Genomic DNA, 17999 nt, shown 5'->3' with positions numbered 1-17999 from the left:
CTCCGGGCTCTTAGCGGGCTCTTAGCGGACTGTAGCTTACAACCCCATATCTTTATACTGATAAAAGCTATCCATCAGGCGCGGCGCTGTAAGGACTACGTCTTACAGTCCCATATCTTCGCGGTAGGAATTAATCATCGAGCCGGCAAGAAGGATCTTCTTCTCGGATTCGGTGACATCCTTCAGTTCGAGCTTCATCTCGCGGGCTTTCGTTCCGTCGGCGCTGATCACGCTTGCCGTGACCTCCGTGGCGCCGTCTGCGACGGCCTGACGGATACCCGGAAGCCATACATACTCGCCGACCGCGAGGTCAATGTTCTCGTCCGGATACGTAAATGGCAGCATGCCCCAGTTTACGCAGTTGCTGCGGTAACGCTTCGTCGCGTAGTCGATGCAGATGTTCGCGAGGCCGCCGAGCACCTTCTGGCAGGAAGCCGCATACTCACGTGCGGAGCCATCGCCCGGGTGCTTCGCATACAGTACCGAACCGATGCCGGTAGACTTCATGAGCTGTGACAGCACTTCCGGAGCATCCGCATTGATGCCGACAGCATGAAGAACGGAGTAGAACTTCTGCGCGGTCGCTGCATCGCCGGCGAGTCTTGCCTTCTCGAAGGCCTGTGCAGCCTTCGCGTTCGGCACGTACTGCGGATCCTTACGCTGCAGGGTGAACTCGGATATCTTGTACGGATTCGAGCGGTAGGATGCGGTCTCACCGGACGGGATCAGCTCATCGGTCGTGGTGACATCATCGCGGATGACGGAGGCTACCTGAAGGAGGAGATTGTCGGTCAGGGCGACCATCTCCGGCCAGTCCTTGATCGCCGGTCCGTACTGAATCTCGGTCTCCGGCTCCGCCTTGCCATATCCGTTGTAGACGATGTTCTCGTAGATGCGCTCATCGAATTCATACTTCGGATACTGAATGTGCTCGAAGATGTCCTTCATCTCCTCTGCGGAGGTCAGAAGACCGCCATTGAACGCGGTTGCGGCGATGGAGCGCGAATCCATCAGGGCTGCACTCGCGACCTGACCCTGACCTGGCTTACTGCCCTCACGGTTCGGGAAGTTACGGGTGGAATGACGGATCGAGAACGCGTTGTTCTCAGGGCAGTCGGATGCGCCGAAGCATGGGCCGCAGAATGCTGTCTTCACACGTACACCGTGGATCATGAGCTCGTTCATCGCACCGATCCGGTTCAGCTCGACCATGATCGGCTGGGATGCCGGATATACGTTAAATGCGAACTGACCGAGCGGCTGCTTACTTTCGTGCGCTACCTGCTCCACCGCGTAGATGTTCTCGAAGGAACCTGCCGCACAGCCGGCGATGGCTGCCTGATCCACGCGGATACGACGATCGACCGGGAAGGCATCCGAGAGCGTATCTCCAGCATTGGCCCACGGAACGATCTTCTCCTCGAGGTTCGGATGGATGTCCGGGGTGTTCTCAAAGGTCTTCACCGCCTGTTCCTCGACCCACTTCGCATACTTCTCCGGCTCCGCGATGACCTCACGAAGCGGGAAGGCGTTGCTCGGGTGATACGGGAGGGCGATCATCGGCTCGACAGTATCGAGGTCGATCTCAACGACCGCATCATAGAGAGCGGCATCGCCCGGCTGCATCTTCTTGTAGTCCTGCGGACGCTTGTGGATCTCGAAGTACTCCTTTACGACGTCGTCGGTCTCCCAGATGGAGGAGAGACATGCAGACTCGGTGGTCATGGTGTCGATGCCGTTACGGAAATCCATGGACATGGAGTGGACGCCCAGTCCGATGAACTCGAGGACCGCGTTCTTCACGAACTTGTTCTTGAAGGTCGCACCGATCAGGGTGAGGGCCACATCCATCGGGCCGACCCATGGCTTCGGGCTGCCGTGCAGAAGCACTGCGATCACCTTCGGGTACTTGATCTCATAGAGCTTGCCGATCATGGCCTTCGCGAGCTCCGGACCACCCTCGCCGATGGAAACCGAACCCTGGGTGCCGTAACGGGTGTGGGAATCGGATACGATCGCCATGTCGCCGGACTTGATCAGCATCTCACGCATATACTGGTGGATGACGGCCTCGTGTGGCGGAACGAAGATACCGCCGAACTTATGGCAGGCGGTCTCTGCGTACTTATGTACATCGGTATTGATGGTACCGCCGACGGCTGCGAGGCAGTTATGGCAGTTCGTGAAAACGGTCGGCATCGGAAACTTCTGAAGTCCGGATGCGACGGCTGTCTGCAGGATGCCGACGTAGGTGTTGTCATAGACACCCATCTCATCAAAGCGGATCTGGAGATTCTCCATATCGCCGCTGTGGTTGTGTGCCTTCAGCACCTGATAGCTCAGCGTCTGCTGCTTCGCTGCCGCGAGGTCGATCTCCGGATGCTCCGAAACCGACGCCAGCACATCATCATTTAAAACAAGCTGTGGACCCTCATGTAACTTGATCATTTTTTCTCTCTCCTATATCTCGTCATCTACGCCTCAGCGGGACATACTGTCATCACAGAAGCTGTTCGCGGGCAGCTGCCCGCCTCTTCACGTATCTGCCAAATCTGCTTTCTTTCAGCGAATGTAGACGTATCCGTCCATGATGCGACGGGCCGTTCTCGTTACGCCGCCCTTCAGTACGGTCTCACCATCCATCTTCATATCGACTTCGGTGACACCGGAGGAGTGGCCGAGGCGAATGATGTCGCCCTCTACCGGACGCACGAGCTCGGACACGATGGTTCCCGGAATCTTCGCTGCCGCACCGCTTGCGACGGCGACGGTCATCGGATAGGCCTTATGCAGCATGCCGACGGAAATCGCACGTACGCAGAGATCCATCGCATCCGCGGAAACGGTCTTGCCATCCATGTTCACATAATCCTGCGCTGCGCTTACGATCGATACCTTCGGTGCGGAGGTTGCCTTCGTGCGGGCCTCCATATAATCCTCGACGAAGCCGATCTTCTGTGCGGCCATACCACGGATGCGTTCGATGTGTTCCATGACCTCCTGGTTGTTATTGAGCTCGGTCAGCTCGGTACCCTGGATGCCGAGATCTGAAGCCTTGATGAAGACAACCGGGTTTGAGCAGTCCATGACGGTGACGGTCGCCGGACCATAACCAGGAACGTCGAATACCTCCTGCTTCTGGCCAGTCGGGAAGAGCTTACCGGTACGGGAACCGGACGGATCCTCGAAATACATATCGATACGGGAGCCGCTGCCCGGCACACCCTGGATCACCTCGTCGCCATACATGCAGGCATGGCCGTCCTTTACGCGCACATGCTCCTCGATGACCTTATCGGTGTTGGTGTTGTACACACGCACCACGGTGATCGGCTCGACCGCCTCGACGAGTCCCTCATCGATGGCATATGGTCCGACCGCAGAGGAGATGTTTCCGCAGTTTGCGGAACCATCGACTCTCGGGATCTTGATATCCACCTGACGGAAGGTATAATCCACATCCACACCCGGACGATCGGACTTCCTGATCACGGCGATCTTCGAGGTCGAGGAAACAGTACCGCCCATACCGTCGATCTGCTTTACGTCCGGTGTACCCATGACCTTCATGAAGATCTCCGGCCACTCGTTCTCATCCTTCGGGAGATCCTCCGCATGAAAAAAGACTGCCTTTGAGGTACCACCTCTCATGTACACACATGGGAACTTCCGCTGCTTCTGATCAAATTCTGACATTGTTTCATCCTCCATTTTCACGATAGCGATTTTCTCTGACGGCGGGTTTTCGAGCTGCGTGCTCCTCAGCTCTGACGTATACCAGTCCCTATGATCCCGGGCCGGTTTTCGAGTTATGCACCGCTCTCTGCTCCGCTTTTCTAAGGCTAGATTACAATTTGATAAACATTCTGTATAATTGTATAATTTCATCAAACTTGATTCACATTTGGAATGTTGAAAGGCACATCATGGACGAAAAAGACATCGAAATCTTCCGTTCTCTCATCAAAACCGGCAACGTAACGAAATCCTCCGAGAAGCTCTATACGACACAGTCCTCGCTGACGAAGCGCATCCAGAAAATGGAGGAGGAACTCGGCTGCCAGCTGTTTATCCGTACAAAAAAAGGCGTCCTTCCGACGCCTGCGGCAGAGAAGATCCTGCCCGATTTCAATCATATCCAGGAAACCTTGGACCGTATCCGGAACTTCACCCAGTCCGCAGAAGGTACCATCGCCGGTTCTCTCCACCTCGGTGTGTCGGTGAACTATGCCCGCTACCGTCTCCCTTTCGTCTTAAAGCACTACATGGAGAAGTACCCGGCGGTGGATGTCGATGTCCGCACCGACCAGTCGACGAATCTCTACCGAAAGCTATCGAACAACGAGCTGAACATCGCCATCGTCCGCGGTGAGTTCCGCTGGGATGAAGGCGCATATCTCCTTTCTGAAGAACCGGTCTGCCTCGTGGTGTCCCGTGAAAACGCGCACACACCGCTCAACGAGCTGCCGAGCATCCAGCGCCACTCCGACCCCGCTTTTGAAGAGAGTGCCCGCCTCTGGCGCGTCGAACAGCACATCGAGAAGTCCCACTCGAGTCTCCACATCAACGACATCTCCACCTGCCTCGCGATGGTGAAAAGCGGCATCGGCTGGGCCATCCTCCCGGAGATCTGCCTCGACGGCTTCGACGGCGTCCGCACACCCCTCGTCCTGCAGGACGGCACCCGCATCACCCGAAAAACATACGTTCTCTATAAGCACGACTACTACGAGCTCCCCCAGGTGAAGCTCTTCATCGATGAAATACGGAAGGACGCCGAGCAGCATTTCTCTCCTATGCCATAACAGTTTTTTTATATTACGAAACCACCGGAATCGCTTCTGCGTTGTTCTCTACGTAGAACGGTGCCTTCTTCACCGTGATGTGAATGCGGAAACCATTGATCTCGTCCTGAAGGAAGATGAGCTTGATGGTCTTTCCATCCTCGTCATAACGCGCGTGCTCATAATCCATCGCATAACCGAGCCCCTCGAGATAACGGATCGCCTCCGGCATATCGTCGACGAAGAAGCCGAGGTGGCCCATCGAGCCCTTGCCCATCTTCTTCATAAGCTCCATCTTATTATCCTCGGTGAAATAGGACGCCGGAATCTCACGATAATTCTGGTAGCCCATCACCTCAGTGAAAAAGCGCTTCATCTTCTCGCCCTCCTCAGGGCTCTGCGCGTTGATACCAACATGTCCAAACTCAAATTTAACCGCCATGATTCATCCTCCTGTATGCAGTCTGTTCACGCGCCCCGCTCTCGTCACGCGCCTCACTTTCCCTCCGGCAATGTCTACGCCCTTTTCTGATATCTCCATCCTATCACCCTGCGCATCCGAAAGGAAATGACCTTTTCTCCGCATGCTTCATTCCGAAATGGAATCATATTGGTACGTCTCTTTTTGCTTCCTCGAAAAAGGAAACAGCCGAGGCAGATGCCTCGGCTGACTTCAAATTCATTTCTTTTTCGTCTGTTCGTTACGCTTCGTGTATGCCATTCTGTTTCCTCCGCATATCACGCTTCGTTCGTGTGTCTCTTTTTCTTCTTATAGGTTACGCCCCATGCGGCGAGGAGTACGACCGCTCCGCCGAATACAGCGCCATAGGTGCGCATGCTGCTCTCATCACCGGTCTTCGCTCTGCGCGATGCGCCGAGAACTCTGCCGACCGGGGTATCTGCGAGCTTATCTCGTACCGCACCGAGAACTCGTCCTACTTCGCCTTCCGGCTCTACGGTCGGCTTTCCGGTCGGGCCGTTCGGATCCGTACTCGGATCACCCTTTGGACCACCACCGCCGGAAGATCCGCCACCGCCGCTACTCTTCCGGTAGCTGTTCTTAAACTCTACGATGCTCACTTCCGCACCGTTCTTCGTGATGGTCTTCTGAGCCTCGAGCTTGTCCTCTGCGTTCCGGATGACATTTACGGTCATCGTGTAGACGGAATCATCATAGGTCCAGCGGGCGTTACTGCCTGCCTTCTCGGTAAAAGTATAAACATACGGACCGCCCACGGTCGTGTAGCTGATCTCGCCGAACTCGATCCCACCTGCGCCCGCCGTTACGGTCTTCGGCGTGCCTGCTGCAGTGCCCTCCGGCATCGGCGCATCGGCACTCGGCGTCATCACGAACTCGAACTTCTCGTCACTCGTGATGCTGTTGCCGTACTGGTCGGTGATGACCTTGCGTACCGGTGGATCCAGCTTCGCGGTTGACAGCTTCCAGGTCTTCGGCATCGCCTTCACTTCATACTCATAACCACCCTCGACGGCCTCTGGCATAATCACCAGGAACGGGCTGAAGCTGTGCCATGCGACGTGCACGGTCTTCTGCTTCACGAGGTACAGTCCGATCTCAAGATCGCCGACCTTCTCGCCCGATGTGATGTCATCCTTCAGCGCGGCGATGCTGTGATCCTCCGCGTATTTCGCGAGCGTCTTCGGCAGCTCCGCCGAGTTCAGGCTCTCGCGATTGATCGTCACGCCACTGCCTGCGAAGTCCGTCGCCAGGGTGAACTCTGTAACGGAGCTTCCATCGACCACATCACCGACACGGTACAGCGTATAGGTTCCGGCCTCGTCAGCATCGACCGCTGCGCCCTTATGATCCTGGTCACCCGGCGTAATCGTGATGCTTCCGAGCTTCGTCTGGCTATAGCTCTCGACAGACGCAAAGGCTGTAACTGTCTGCATCGCGAGAAGTGCCACTGTCGTGATTCCCATCAGCCATTTTTTAATTCGTCTTGTTTTCATCATCTGCTTCACCCGATTCCTTACTCCTGTGCTCATCCTTCTTCTTCGACGGTATCAGCAACGCGATCAAGAACAGCACCGCGACGCCCATCACCGCAAACGGGATGTACTTCTGAATCTTCTCCTGTGTCGTGAGCTCTCGCTCGACGTGAACGACCGGAATGCTCTTTACTTCTTCCTCCGGCAGGTTCTCGATCCGATGGCCCCTCACCAGAAGCCGGTGAGTATTGATGCCATACGGCGTACACGTCATCAATGTAACATAATCCTGTCCATCTTCTACCTCCAGCGCATCCAGCTCTGTCGGCAGCACCGTCAGAATCTGGTCCACCTGATACGTCATCTTCCGGTCCAGCACGGTGAGGATGAAAATGTCTCCCTCGCCGAGCTCCGGCAGATCCGTAAACAGCTTCGCACTCGGCAGTCCCCGATGTGCGCTCAGCACCACATGTGTGCCCTCGCCGCCGACCGGAAGACTGGATCCCTCCAGATGTCCCACCGCCTCGTTCAGCACCGCGCCGGATGTGCCATGATAGAACGGCAGCTTCACGCTGATTTTCGGGATCTCCAGGTAACCCATCATCCCCGATCCATCCACGTTCAATGCTGTCTCATAGCCTTCCGTCCGGCAGTCTTCCGAAAACGGGTTAGGATTCTGCCTTAGTCTTTCGTTATACTCCTCTGCGACCTCGAAATACTGACTGAAGTCCTCAGGGGTGATCTCCTTCACCGCATCATCATAGTTTACGACCACGCGCGATGCATGCTTCGCGTTCACGTACTCACTGACGTACGGATAAAGAACGATACCTAATCCAGCCAGGAACAGCAGAATGATCAGTATAGTCGCGATAATTCGTTTTTTCATTCCAACCTCCGGCTTTCAGTTTCGGGAAATGTTTCACGTCCCGGAGAGTCCCAGGAACCGGGACATGGTTCCTGAGCTACTCCCGGATGTCAAGCACCCGGTATCATACATTTGAGAGATATGATCGTCGTTCGAAAGATTACTTACACTTCTTATGCTCTCTTCTTGATGATGAGTGTAACCGCTGCACCAGCCATCACGATCAGGCCAACCACTGCGAATGCTACCGTACCCATACCACCGGTGGAAGGAAGAAGAAGACCCTTCACGTTCTCTACAGAAACCTTATCGTTCGACTCAGCTTTTCCATTTTTAATGCTTACTCTACCGCCATTAACATGACCAGTCGTCTCATCATAGGTTGCTGTTACAGTAATGCTAATTGCATGATCAAGTACGTTATAACCGTTTGCGGTAGCTGTCTCTACAAGATAGTAGGTTCCCGCTCCGAGGCCACGAACGTTCAGTTCCGTATCATCTACTGCAGTGATATCCGATGTTGCGTCTGTTTCGGTAGAAACATAGTAACCTGTTCCATCCGTCTTAAACTTCATTGCATTTGCACCACCGGTCTTCAGCTTATCATAGTTTTTTGCGTCATAAAGCTTAAAGGTAGCTGTTAAATTACTATCCTTCTCACCACTTCCCTCGAAGGTCTTTGTCAGGCCAAAATCATACGTCATGACCGGAACATCTTTTTCAGTTGTCTTATACTCAGAATAAGTCAAAAATTCTTTGTTTACAAATTCACGATCAGCAGCTGCACTTTCCAGAAGCTTTGCGGAGTACTTAAAAACGATGGTCTTTCCAGCATAATTTGTTGGATCAATGGTAATATGGAAATCACAGCCCTCATTGCACTCATCATGATCAATATCCTCAGCCTCAATAACTGCAGTACCAGCTACGTTCCCATAAGGCTTTTTAAGATTATTTAATTCCTCAACACTTGTATTGGCATTAATACCATCCTCTTGTGTATCCGCTACAAATCCCTTTACATCATGATTGAATTCAAGTTCATCCGGAAGAATATCATGAACTGTAATGGTCTTGCTGGTATCGATGGTCTTTGGAACGACTACTGTAATATAATACGTAGCATTCTGACCTGCTGTAATTGATGCGGTCTCAACCTTCTTATCATCCTTCGGGTAATCATTCTTTTCTGTAATCTCGATGTCGGAGGTTGCAAGAATCAGATTCGTACCAAGTGTAGATGTGATCAGATAGTATCCATCACCTACAACTGTTTTAGGCGTATCTGCAGTAAGTTCAATCACTTCTGCATTATTTGGAATCTTTCCGTTAAAATATGCCGCCATGTCCTTGGCTGTGGCTTCGTTACTCTCAACCCCATTCTTTAAAGTCACAACATATTTCATGCCATCTGCAGATGGCTTGCAATCGAGCCAAAGCTGCTTTTCATCCTGAAGCACAGATAACCACTTGCTATCTTTGTCAATTGAATATGCAATACCAGATGCAGATGAAGGTTTTCCTACTGTATCATCCGTAGTATTCCCCTTAGTAGCATCATCCTTGATTACATCCAGAATCTTGTACGCCTTATATTTCTGTTTTGCCTGTCCATCATAAGTATTATCATGCTTAATTGTAATACTTGCTGCCATCGTTGTGAACGACATCGCGCCAACCAGTGCACTGGCTGTTAAAACTGCAAATAATTTTCTGAACTTTTTCATTATCTCTCCCTTTCTGTCCTCTTCAGACATGGTGTGGTGTTCGTCCTTCTGTTTAAACCACAGATGGTTTTCTTTTGATTCTCTCCTCCGGTCTCTGCCAGAGGAGAGATAAATTCATGTTCCTTCACGTTCTTTCTGGCGCTTCAGTTCTCCAGTGTAGAGGTTTCAATGTTAATTCAAACCGCCTTTCTCCCTGCGTTTCACGAGGATGAGATATCCTAAAGCGATCAGCATGAGTGCCATACCGCTCATCGTCGTCATCAGTGTGCCCATGCCGCCGGTCTCCGGAAGCTGGATGCCAGCCGTGTTGTAGATGTAGACCTCCTTGGCAGTCGAATCAAATGTAACCACACCTGGTACATTCTCTGGATTCTTCAGCTGTCCATTTTCAATGACGAAAGTAATCGGATCTGTCAGAAGATTGTATCCCGCCGGAGCTGTGATCTCTGTGAGCTGGTATGTACCATCCAGGAGGTGGGTCAGCTTAATGCCGTCTGTCGGAATCGTAAACCGGCCATCACTGTCAACGTCTTCAATGCCGGTTACCGGCTTATACTCACTTCCTTCCAGTCTCTTGATTTCAAATACTGCGCCGTCCAGAGAAATCTCTGTTCCATTTTTCGTCTTCGACTTCTTGTAGAACGTGAGCTCTGTCTCTATCGCTTTGTTCGTGATGATGGTCATTGTACCAACCTGTCCATCACCAGCCATACTTACCGCACCATCTCCTGCGATCGTCACCTTATAAATCTTTCCGTTTGTAACGTAACCAGCTGGTGCCTTTGTCTCCTTGATGTAGTAGGTGGTCACAGTTGTAATATTGTACGGAAGGTTCGTAAACTCTACTAAGCCAGCGTCATTCGATGTTGCGGTAACAGCGTCTGTACTACCCTCACGGTGGAATGGAGTTGCCGCTACACTATCTTCGTACAATGTAAACTCCGCACCTGTAAGTTTCTTCGTCGTATCATCGGCATCCACTTTCGTAAACTGGATATCCGCTTTACGAGAATGGTATTCATTTGTAAAAGTCACTGTGTTACTGAAGAATTCAGCAAATGTCCTTCCATCTGTTCCCATGGTTCCCAATGCGATATCACCTGAGGTTGTTCCATCTACTGCTGTCGTTCCACTTCCAACCATGTATGTGGTCTTCACATATGGAATTTCTCCTGTTCCACCATTCGTATCCGGTGTCTCTGTCGAAATATTCTCCACTACACGGTAGGTTTTTCTAGGATCCAGCTTGTAGAATGTATAACTGCCATTCGTAAACGCAGAATACTTAACGGTATGCAGATCCTGATAGCTTGTATCTGGCGCACCATAGTTCTTTTCCTGAAGCGTGAATGTTGCTTCTTTAAATTTCTCCCCATTTGGTGCTGCCGTTGAAGTCTCGCCATTAATCTTAAACGTCTTAAACTTCTTATAAATCGTCAGTTCTCTGGTATTTACCGTTGCGTTATTCTTAACCTCAACCTTTACATATCCAGCAGATGGAACAGTGGCATTGTTTTCATCTAATTTTTGATTATTTGAATTATATGCCTCATAGGTCACTTCATAAATCTGTCCCTTATCCACTTCCAGAACCTGGATTTTGGTTCCCTTAGGAATATCATCAAAGTTTACTGTCTCATCTGCCTTAATCTTAAAGGTGCCGTCATCTTTATTCGTCCAATACGTTGTGCCAGTTTTACCCGAACGTGTAAACGCCTGATGTTTAGCAACCTCTCCGTTCTTAAGAAGCGTTAAAGTATACTCTTCTTCCGCTGCCTGTGTAGTATCCAGTCCATCAACCGTTTTTGTAATGTTTACACTGCCATCCGGAATCGGAGGGATATTGACCTTGATCTTCAGGTTCGATGCACCTGCACCTCGTTCCATGTAGAAAATCTGGATCTTATGCTGGGTGCCGTCTGCAAATGTCTTCTCGTCTTTCCATCTTGTCGTATCAAGTTTGTTTGCAGCAGCGAACTTGTCGTGGATTGTGTGCCTGTTCCATGTCAAACTTTCGCCCTGCTTACGATTTGTATACTTCACTTCTCCTGTTGCGAAATTGATACTTCCGCTCTGAGCATCGTGGACGCCACCGAGGTCAAGAACGAGGACACCGTCGATGTATACAACCATGTCATCATCACCGGTGAATTCAAAAATCATGTCATCACCGTTTACCTGGCCACCTACCGGCTGGTAGAAATCTGCCACTCCGTACAGGCCGAAGTAAAAATTAACAGTCTCATTCAGCCCGTATAATGCCTCATTGTATCTCGGATCGGTTACCTTGAGCTCAGCACCTGTATCATCAAATAAATTTCGATTCGTTAATATATTGCTGGTATTCAGCGTATTGAATGGAAGGAAATTACCTCGCTTGTAGTAAAACCGATTCTCATCACTCGGTGAACCCAACTGATTGTAAACCGTAAAATTAGTGCCAATCGTAGTCTTATTATCATTTCGAGATGCTCGTGTCGCGAAATACTCCGCACTGTTATAGTAGAAGTAACCGGTTTCATCATATACAGACTTTATAAACAGCTTATTTACTTCCGTACTTGTTCCGCACCAAGTGCTGAGCGATCTACCATTATACGAATCTCTTGTGATCAAAGTAGGGAAACTACCCGGTTCGATCGGCGAAGAATACAGTCCTTGTGTAAGCGAACCATCGTTCGGCTTATATCCGCCGCTCGTGAATCTGGTCTTATCCTTAAAGTCTGTCATATACAGTTTGAAGCCCTTCTTTGCACTATCTACGGTTTCAACTGTCGTAAGTTTTATTCCCTGAGTATAGACTACATAAATCGTATCGTTATCTTCGAGATCCTTTGTTTCTCCTTTTTCCAGCTTGCCTCCTTCAGTCTTTGTTATAGTCGTATACTGCCACTTGGTTTCTTCTCCATTCTGCTCAACCTTCTTCAGCTTATTGTCAATCAGAGTGCTCTTCTTAAACTCCACACCCTTCTTTGCCAGTCTTACTTCTTTGAAGGTGTATTTCTTGTCGTTATCCTTATCTGCAGCATACTTACTGAAGTCAAATTCTTTAAGATCTTTGTACTCTTCTTCCTCCGTTATGTCCTTAAGTTCTGCATTAGGTTTAACATTTCCTTCGTTCTTGGTTCCTGTGCTATCAGTATAGATAAATTCAACCGTCGCTTCCTTCTTCTGCGTTTGCGTTCCAAATGTAATAGTGAAGCCTGAGAAGCTGTTTACGGTAAAGGTACTTTCCACTGCAACTGCTTCTTCCGGGAGAACCTTCTTCGATTCTGTCGCGGTTTCTGCGATGGCTGCGGTTTTTTCGTCCGCGTTTTCACTATCTACGGTCTGGAGCTCGGTGACCTTGCCATCTACGTCGACCGGCTTGATCGTTCCGTGGTCGGATGTAGCGTCTTCGCGATATTCTGCGACGGTGTCGACATTGACCGCGTCCGCGCTCTTCTCGTCGAGGTGGCGGATCGCCATGGTGCTGATGTCCGCATCCTCTGGGAGGGCTTCCTTATAAACCTTGATTCTTACCTTAACCGCACTGGAAGGTTCAACTTCCTCGCCGGCTGCGTTTACGAAACGGATGTCCAGGGACTGGGAGTTCTCATAGACGCCGTCGGCCTTGAGGGCTTCAACCTGCTTCTCGTTGAGGGTATCTTCGCCAACTGCCAGTGTGCCATCCTCGGCTTCTTCCGGCTTCGCGAGTTCCTTCAGTTCGAGCTCGACGGCCTCGGTAAATGCGTTATCCTCTGCAAATACATTGACTTCGTAACGATCGGTGATCTCTGCGGACCAGAAGGACTTCGAGAGATCATCGAGGGTGTACTGGAGGACACGTGCGCTGGCTACGGAGGCATCTACGAGGTCGGCGGCTCTGGTCTCTCTCAGGAGGGCCTTCCGATCGTTCTCGAGCGCGATGTCCATGTCGGTCTTCACCGCTGCGGTGGTTTCGATTTCCGCCGCTGCCGTGGTTTCCTCGGTCTTCGGAGCTTCGATTCCGCTATCTGCTGCCGGGGTCTCTTCCGGCTTCGGCGCTTCGTTCTCGGTGCCTGTTGCCGGAGTCTCTTCCGGCTTCGGGGCTTCGATTCCGGTACCCGCTGCAGGAGTTTCTTCCGGCTTCGGGGCTTCGTTCTCGGTACCTGCTGCCGGGGTTTCTGCCGGCTTCGGGGCTTCGTTCTCGGTGCCTGCTGCTGGGGTCTCTGCCGGCTTCGGCGCTTCGTTCTCGGTACCTGCTGCTGGGGTCTCTGCCGGCTTCGGCGCTTCGTTCTCGGTACCTGCTGCTGGAGCTTCCTCGGACTTCGGGGCGTCTGCGACGGTTTCGTCGTTCTCTGCCGCTTCTGCGCGGATGACGCCGAGTCTGCGCTCGATCTTCATCATCGTCGCATTTGCGTTCTCTGCGATGGTCTCGATGACTTCCTTGATGGTGTCAACGATGCCTGTATTTTCTGCTGGCGCTGTGGTCTTCTCTGCCGCCGGCTGCTCGGTGTTTTCTGTGGATGTCTGTCCTTCCGTCGGGAGCCCGGTCTCAGCATTGGCCTCGTCCTGGGACGGCTGCGCTGCGCTGGGCTCCACTGCTGCGGATGTCTCGGTCTCGCCACTCTCGACTGTCGCACCGGTCTCCGGAAGGATCACGATGGACTCGCCTGCAGTCCCGCTTGCCTCTGTGCTCGGCTCAATCGCGGTCTCAGTGGACGGCTGCGTTGCGGCTTCTTCAGACGGCTGCGCTGTGGCTTCACTGGACGGCTCGGTCGCGGCTGCGCCGGTCTCCGTCGCTGCGGATGTCTCCGGTGCCGGGGTCTCGAGGGTCTCGTCGATACCGCTCACATCGAGGGTGCTCATCACGCCCTTGATGACGCTCTCCGCCTTCGCGACCTTGATGCCCTTTTCGAGCGACTCGCCGTTCAGCTCGAGGTTGAAGGTGCGTCCGGCATCTGCGTGATTTATAAATAAGAAGGTAACCTTCTCGTCACCGCTCAGCTCGTAGGTACTCGGATCCGCGGATGCGATCTCCTTCTCGCTTGCGTTCATCAGCTGATTCGAGAACTGATCGTAGAAGCCCGCGAAGAGAGAATCCGGCTGATAGAGCAGGATTTCCTTTCCTTCGTCCTTCGACGGATCGAAGAACTCGACCTTCGTGCTGGAGCGCTCGATCTCACTCGCGGTCGCCGGCATGAGATTGCCCGCAGCCTCGGCCTGCTTCTGATCCATCTGGATCAGGGCGACGATCTCAACCCCTGCATCCTCGAGCGCCTGCAGCTCTCCATCTGAGAAAAGCGCCAGCTCGTAGAGCGGATTCGAACCATCGGTCAGGGCGCGGTACGCCGCCTGGGTCTTCGCATCCTTGCTGATCGCGATATACGTGTCGTCATAAACATTGGCCTCTGCAAGCGCAGCGCGTGCAGCTTCCATCAGGCTGCCGCCGTTCAGGTTGAGGGTGACCTTCTTTCCGTCAACCTTCACCCCGCCGACCTCGACGCGGTTATCTGCAAAAGCGATTCCCTGTACGTTTGACAGGCACATGCTGACTGTAAGTAAGCCAACAAGACCTCTCTTGGCTAAGTCTTTCATTCTTCTTGTCTGTCTTTTCATTGCTTCCTCCGAACCACGCGCGTTGCGTTATGCTTCTAAACTGTATCCAGCAACATTTATCTGAACTACCAACGTTCTGGCGACGTCCTCATGCTGATATTCAGGAGTCGTCGTTTCAGTCTCGATGTAAGTATCTCGTTGGCGATGATTATATTTTATAACAAAAGACAGGCCTTCGTGGGATTCTCGACACAAGATGTAGAAATCACGACACAAGATGCAAAAAATCGACATTTGGTTATGGCTGGCATGTTCAGTCATAAAAAATACCAGCACGGCGTTTAACCATGCTGGGATTTTAATGATATGTGGGGCGGAGGTCAGGCCACATGCTCCAGATCACGCACGAGGAAGCGTCCGGTCTTCTGATCCATGAACGGTACGTTCTTCATGATTAAATCCTTTAAAATAGCTTCCTTCAATAAACAAAAACCACCACGGTGCTAACGACGATGGTAAACCGGTTAATATGGTCTGCTTGTGGACTCTACTAAAAATAATAAGCTCATGGTAAGATTTAGTTATCACAATCATCGTAACTATTAATCTTGTTGACACCTGTAACGTTACAGCATACAATTATTATGATTAAATCGTTTGCACATAAGGGATTAAAGGATTTTTTTGAATCAGGTTCGAAGAAGGGTATTCAGCCTGAGCATGCCCCAAAACTAGGAAGAATGCTTGATCGTCTCGATGCAAGTACAAACCCACAGGATATGAATTTACCTGGATATAGATTACATCCATTAAAGGGAGATAAGCAAGATATATGGTCCGTTACAGTGAATGGGAACTGGCGGATGACATTTACGTTTGAAGGGCAGGATGCATATCTGGTAGATTATCAGGACTATCACTGAAGAAGGAGGCGCAGTATGACTAGAAAACCGACCCATCCGGGAAATGTTTTTCTGGAAGATGTTCTTAAGCCACTACATATAACCATTACGGATGCGGCACATATGCTTGGCGTGAGTCGAAAGGCTCTGTCGGAGTTTGTGAATGAAAAGGCTGCATTAAGCCCGGAAATGGCGATTCGGATTGCAAAGGCTACCAATACGTCGGTGGAAAGCTGGATGAATATGCAGCAGAAGCTGACGCTTTGGGAGGCAGAACAGCATACACCTACCAATGTCATTCCATTTCCTATAAAAAAAGAAGCGGACTCGCTGGCGCTGCAGCTGTAAGATAAAAGTTGACCCAGACTCCACATTTTGACTGCTTTTCAGAGACGCCTTTACCAGGTGTCTCTTTTTTATAGTCATCGCTATACCCTAAAGGGTATAAACTACATCCGAATTTCATGTTTTATACCCCATAAGGTATAAAAGCACTGCCGGCTATCGACATTATACCCTTAAAGGTATAAAATGATTTTAACACGGCGTGCAGAATGCGGACTATCACGTGTCTGCATAACTTCATCAGGGAGAGCATAGGTAAACACACATGAATAAAATAGCAGAATTTGTGAAGAAGAGTCGGCGTGCGGCAGGGCTTACGCAGGAGGAGTTCGCGATTCGCTCCGGGCTGGGCTTACGCTTCGTGCGTGATCTGGAGCAGGGGAAGGAAACGGTTCGCATGGATAAGGTGAACGTTGCCCTCGCGATGTTTGACATGGAAGCCGTACCTGGAAGAAAGGACGAAGCCTGATGGAGGAGACATTCAGAAAAGCATATGTATACGTGCGGGATACCTATGCCGGCGTTTTAAGCGAGACAGACAGCGGATATACCTTTTCGTATGACCGCGCGTATATGCTGCGCGCTGACGCCACGGCGGTTTCTCTGACCCTTCCGATGCGCGAGGAGGCCTACAGATCCAGCACGTTGTTCTCATTTTTTGACGGCCTGATACCGGAAGGATGGCTGCTCAATGTCATCAGCCGGAACTGGAAGCTCCTCCCGACGGATCGTTTCGGCCTGCTGCTGAAAGCGTGCAAGGACCCGATCGGAAATGTATCGATCATGGAGGCCAGAGTATGAACTGTTTATGCTGCGGGAAACCGCTTCGTGAAAAAGATCAGAATGGATGGCATACGGCCTGTATCAGACGTTTTTTCGGCACGCGTACACTCCCGGAAATCCGGCTCGACGAAGAAACACTCCGGCAGATCACAAAGGAAAATACCGAAAACGGATACACGGTCACCGGCGTGCAGAAGAAGCTGTCCCTGCATCTCTTTTCAGATGAAAAGCAGCCGAGGCTGACACTGGTCAACTATCCGAATGGGTACATTCTGAAGCCACAGGTTCAGGAGTTTGAAGCATTGCCCGAAGCAGAGCAGCTCGTCATGTCCATGGCAGATGCAGCCCGCATCGCGACGGTGCCACATGCCCTGATCAGAGCAAACGGGCAGTTTGCATATATCACAAAGCGCATCGACCGTATCATCGACAGGGCGGAAATCCGTAAGATCGCGATGGAAGACTTCTGCCAGCTGGATCTCCGACTGACGCAGGACAAGTACCGAGGCTCCTATGAGCGTTGTGCGAAGGTAATCGAACGTTACTCCACGCAGCGCGGACTGGACATGAGTGAACTGTTTATACGACTGGTGTTTTCGTTTATCGTCGGTAATTCGGACATGCATCTTAAGAACTTTTCGCTGATTGAGAGCGAGGAGGGGAGCGAAAACTACCATCTGTCGCAGGCGTATGATCTTCTTCCTGTCAATGTCATCATGCCGGAAGATAAGGAGCAGTTTGCGCTGACGATGAACGGAAAGAAGCGTAACCTTCGTCGAAAAGATTTCCTGGTCTTCGCAGCTGCCTGCGGAATCCCCGAAAAAGCTGCAGAGAAAATGATTGCCCGGCTCCTGCGCATGAAGCCGAAATTTATGGAGCTGTGCGCTGCATCTTTCCTCCCGGAACACATGAAAGAACAGCTCTGTGCACTGATCGAGGAACGCTGCAGTATTCTGTTGCCGAGCATCCGATCGTAGGCACGCTGACGAGGAAAATGGATCATCATGCCTACGATCAGGCTCGATTTTATAGGCACGATGTCCATAAATCAGGGTTATCATGCCTACAGTTTCCCCAAATTTTGGCTATTTCCGTAGGCACGATGGCATTTTAAAGC

Annotated in this window: 13 protein-coding genes; 6 read left to right on the top strand and 7 right to left on the bottom strand. The window is 51.3% G+C overall.

Features of this window, described 5'->3' with window-relative positions; genetic code table 11:
- Nucleotides 1-102 precede the first annotated feature (102 nt).
- A complete protein-coding gene (locus ACK8P7_RS00220; protein ID WP_410042234.1) occupies nucleotides 103-2448 on the bottom strand; it encodes a hydratase in 2346 nt (781 codons plus the stop codon).
- Between the two features lie 114 nt (nucleotides 2449-2562).
- Nucleotides 2563-3696: a 2-methylaconitate cis-trans isomerase PrpF family protein gene (locus ACK8P7_RS00215; protein WP_410042233.1), complete on the bottom strand. Its 1134-nt coding sequence runs from the start codon at nucleotides 3694-3696 to the stop codon at nucleotides 2563-2565.
- A 230-nt stretch (nucleotides 3697-3926) separates the two neighbouring features.
- Here ACK8P7_RS00215 and ACK8P7_RS00210 point away from each other — a divergent pair, with 230 nt between their 5' ends.
- On the top strand, nucleotides 3927-4805 hold the full coding sequence (locus ACK8P7_RS00210) for a LysR family transcriptional regulator (protein WP_410042232.1): 879 nt from the start codon (nucleotides 3927-3929) through the stop codon (nucleotides 4803-4805).
- A gap of 13 nt (nucleotides 4806-4818) precedes the next feature.
- Here ACK8P7_RS00210 and ACK8P7_RS00205 read toward each other — a convergent pair whose 3' ends face one another.
- The 5 genes from ACK8P7_RS00205 to ACK8P7_RS00185 form a co-directional block, all read right to left on the bottom strand.
- A complete protein-coding gene (locus ACK8P7_RS00205) occupies nucleotides 4819-5226 on the bottom strand; it encodes a VOC family protein (RefSeq protein ID WP_410042231.1) in 408 nt (135 codons plus the stop codon).
- A 296-nt stretch (nucleotides 5227-5522) separates the two neighbouring features.
- Nucleotides 5523-6728, bottom strand: a complete 1206-nt coding sequence (locus ACK8P7_RS00200) for a Spy0128 family protein (protein ID WP_410042230.1) — start codon at nucleotides 6726-6728, stop codon at nucleotides 5523-5525.
- Nucleotides 6729-6738: 10 nt separating this feature from the next.
- On the bottom strand, nucleotides 6739-7626 hold the full coding sequence (locus tag ACK8P7_RS00195; RefSeq protein ID WP_410042229.1) for a class C sortase: 888 nt from the start codon (nucleotides 7624-7626) through the stop codon (nucleotides 6739-6741).
- 152 nt (nucleotides 7627-7778) lie between these two features.
- On the bottom strand, nucleotides 7779-9362 hold the full coding sequence (locus tag ACK8P7_RS00190) for an isopeptide-forming domain-containing fimbrial protein (protein ID WP_410042228.1): 1584 nt from the start codon (nucleotides 9360-9362) through the stop codon (nucleotides 7779-7781).
- A gap of 141 nt (nucleotides 9363-9503) precedes the next feature.
- Entirely contained in the window at nucleotides 9504-14891 is a 5388-nt protein-coding gene (locus ACK8P7_RS00185) for a SpaA isopeptide-forming pilin-related protein (RefSeq protein WP_410042227.1), read from the bottom strand.
- Between the two features lie 605 nt (nucleotides 14892-15496).
- Here ACK8P7_RS00185 and ACK8P7_RS00180 point away from each other — a divergent pair.
- The 5 genes from ACK8P7_RS00180 (at nucleotide 15497) to ACK8P7_RS00160 (ending at nucleotide 17859) form a co-directional block, all read left to right on the top strand.
- On the top strand, nucleotides 15497-15775 hold the full coding sequence (locus ACK8P7_RS00180; RefSeq protein ID WP_410042226.1) for a type II toxin-antitoxin system RelE/ParE family toxin: 279 nt from the start codon (nucleotides 15497-15499) through the stop codon (nucleotides 15773-15775).
- 15 nt (nucleotides 15776-15790) lie between these two features.
- Nucleotides 15791-16102, top strand: coding sequence for a HigA family addiction module antitoxin (locus ACK8P7_RS00175; protein WP_410042225.1), 312 nt, complete (start codon nucleotides 15791-15793; stop codon nucleotides 16100-16102).
- A gap of 262 nt (nucleotides 16103-16364) precedes the next feature.
- Nucleotides 16365-16568 (top strand): helix-turn-helix domain-containing protein, encoded by a 204-nt coding sequence (locus ACK8P7_RS00170; protein WP_410042224.1) that lies wholly within the window; start codon nucleotides 16365-16367, stop codon nucleotides 16566-16568.
- Entirely contained in the window at nucleotides 16568-16900 is a 333-nt protein-coding gene (locus ACK8P7_RS00165; protein WP_410042223.1) for a HipA N-terminal domain-containing protein, read from the top strand. Before ACK8P7_RS00170 ends, ACK8P7_RS00165 begins: the two co-directional genes overlap by 1 nt.
- Nucleotides 16897-17859, top strand: a complete 963-nt coding sequence (locus tag ACK8P7_RS00160) for a type II toxin-antitoxin system HipA family toxin (RefSeq protein ID WP_410042222.1) — start codon at nucleotides 16897-16899, stop codon at nucleotides 17857-17859. Before ACK8P7_RS00165 ends, ACK8P7_RS00160 begins: the two co-directional genes overlap by 4 nt.
- The last annotated feature ends 140 nt before the right edge of the window (nucleotides 17860-17999 follow it).

The sequence above is a fragment of the Oribacterium sp. P9 genome (genome assembly GCF_046365365.1).
Lineage (GTDB): Bacteria > Bacillota > Clostridia > Lachnospirales > Lachnospiraceae > Oribacterium.
The sequence above is the reverse complement of the archived record's forward strand: the minus strand, read 5'-3'. Positions and strand labels throughout refer to the sequence as shown.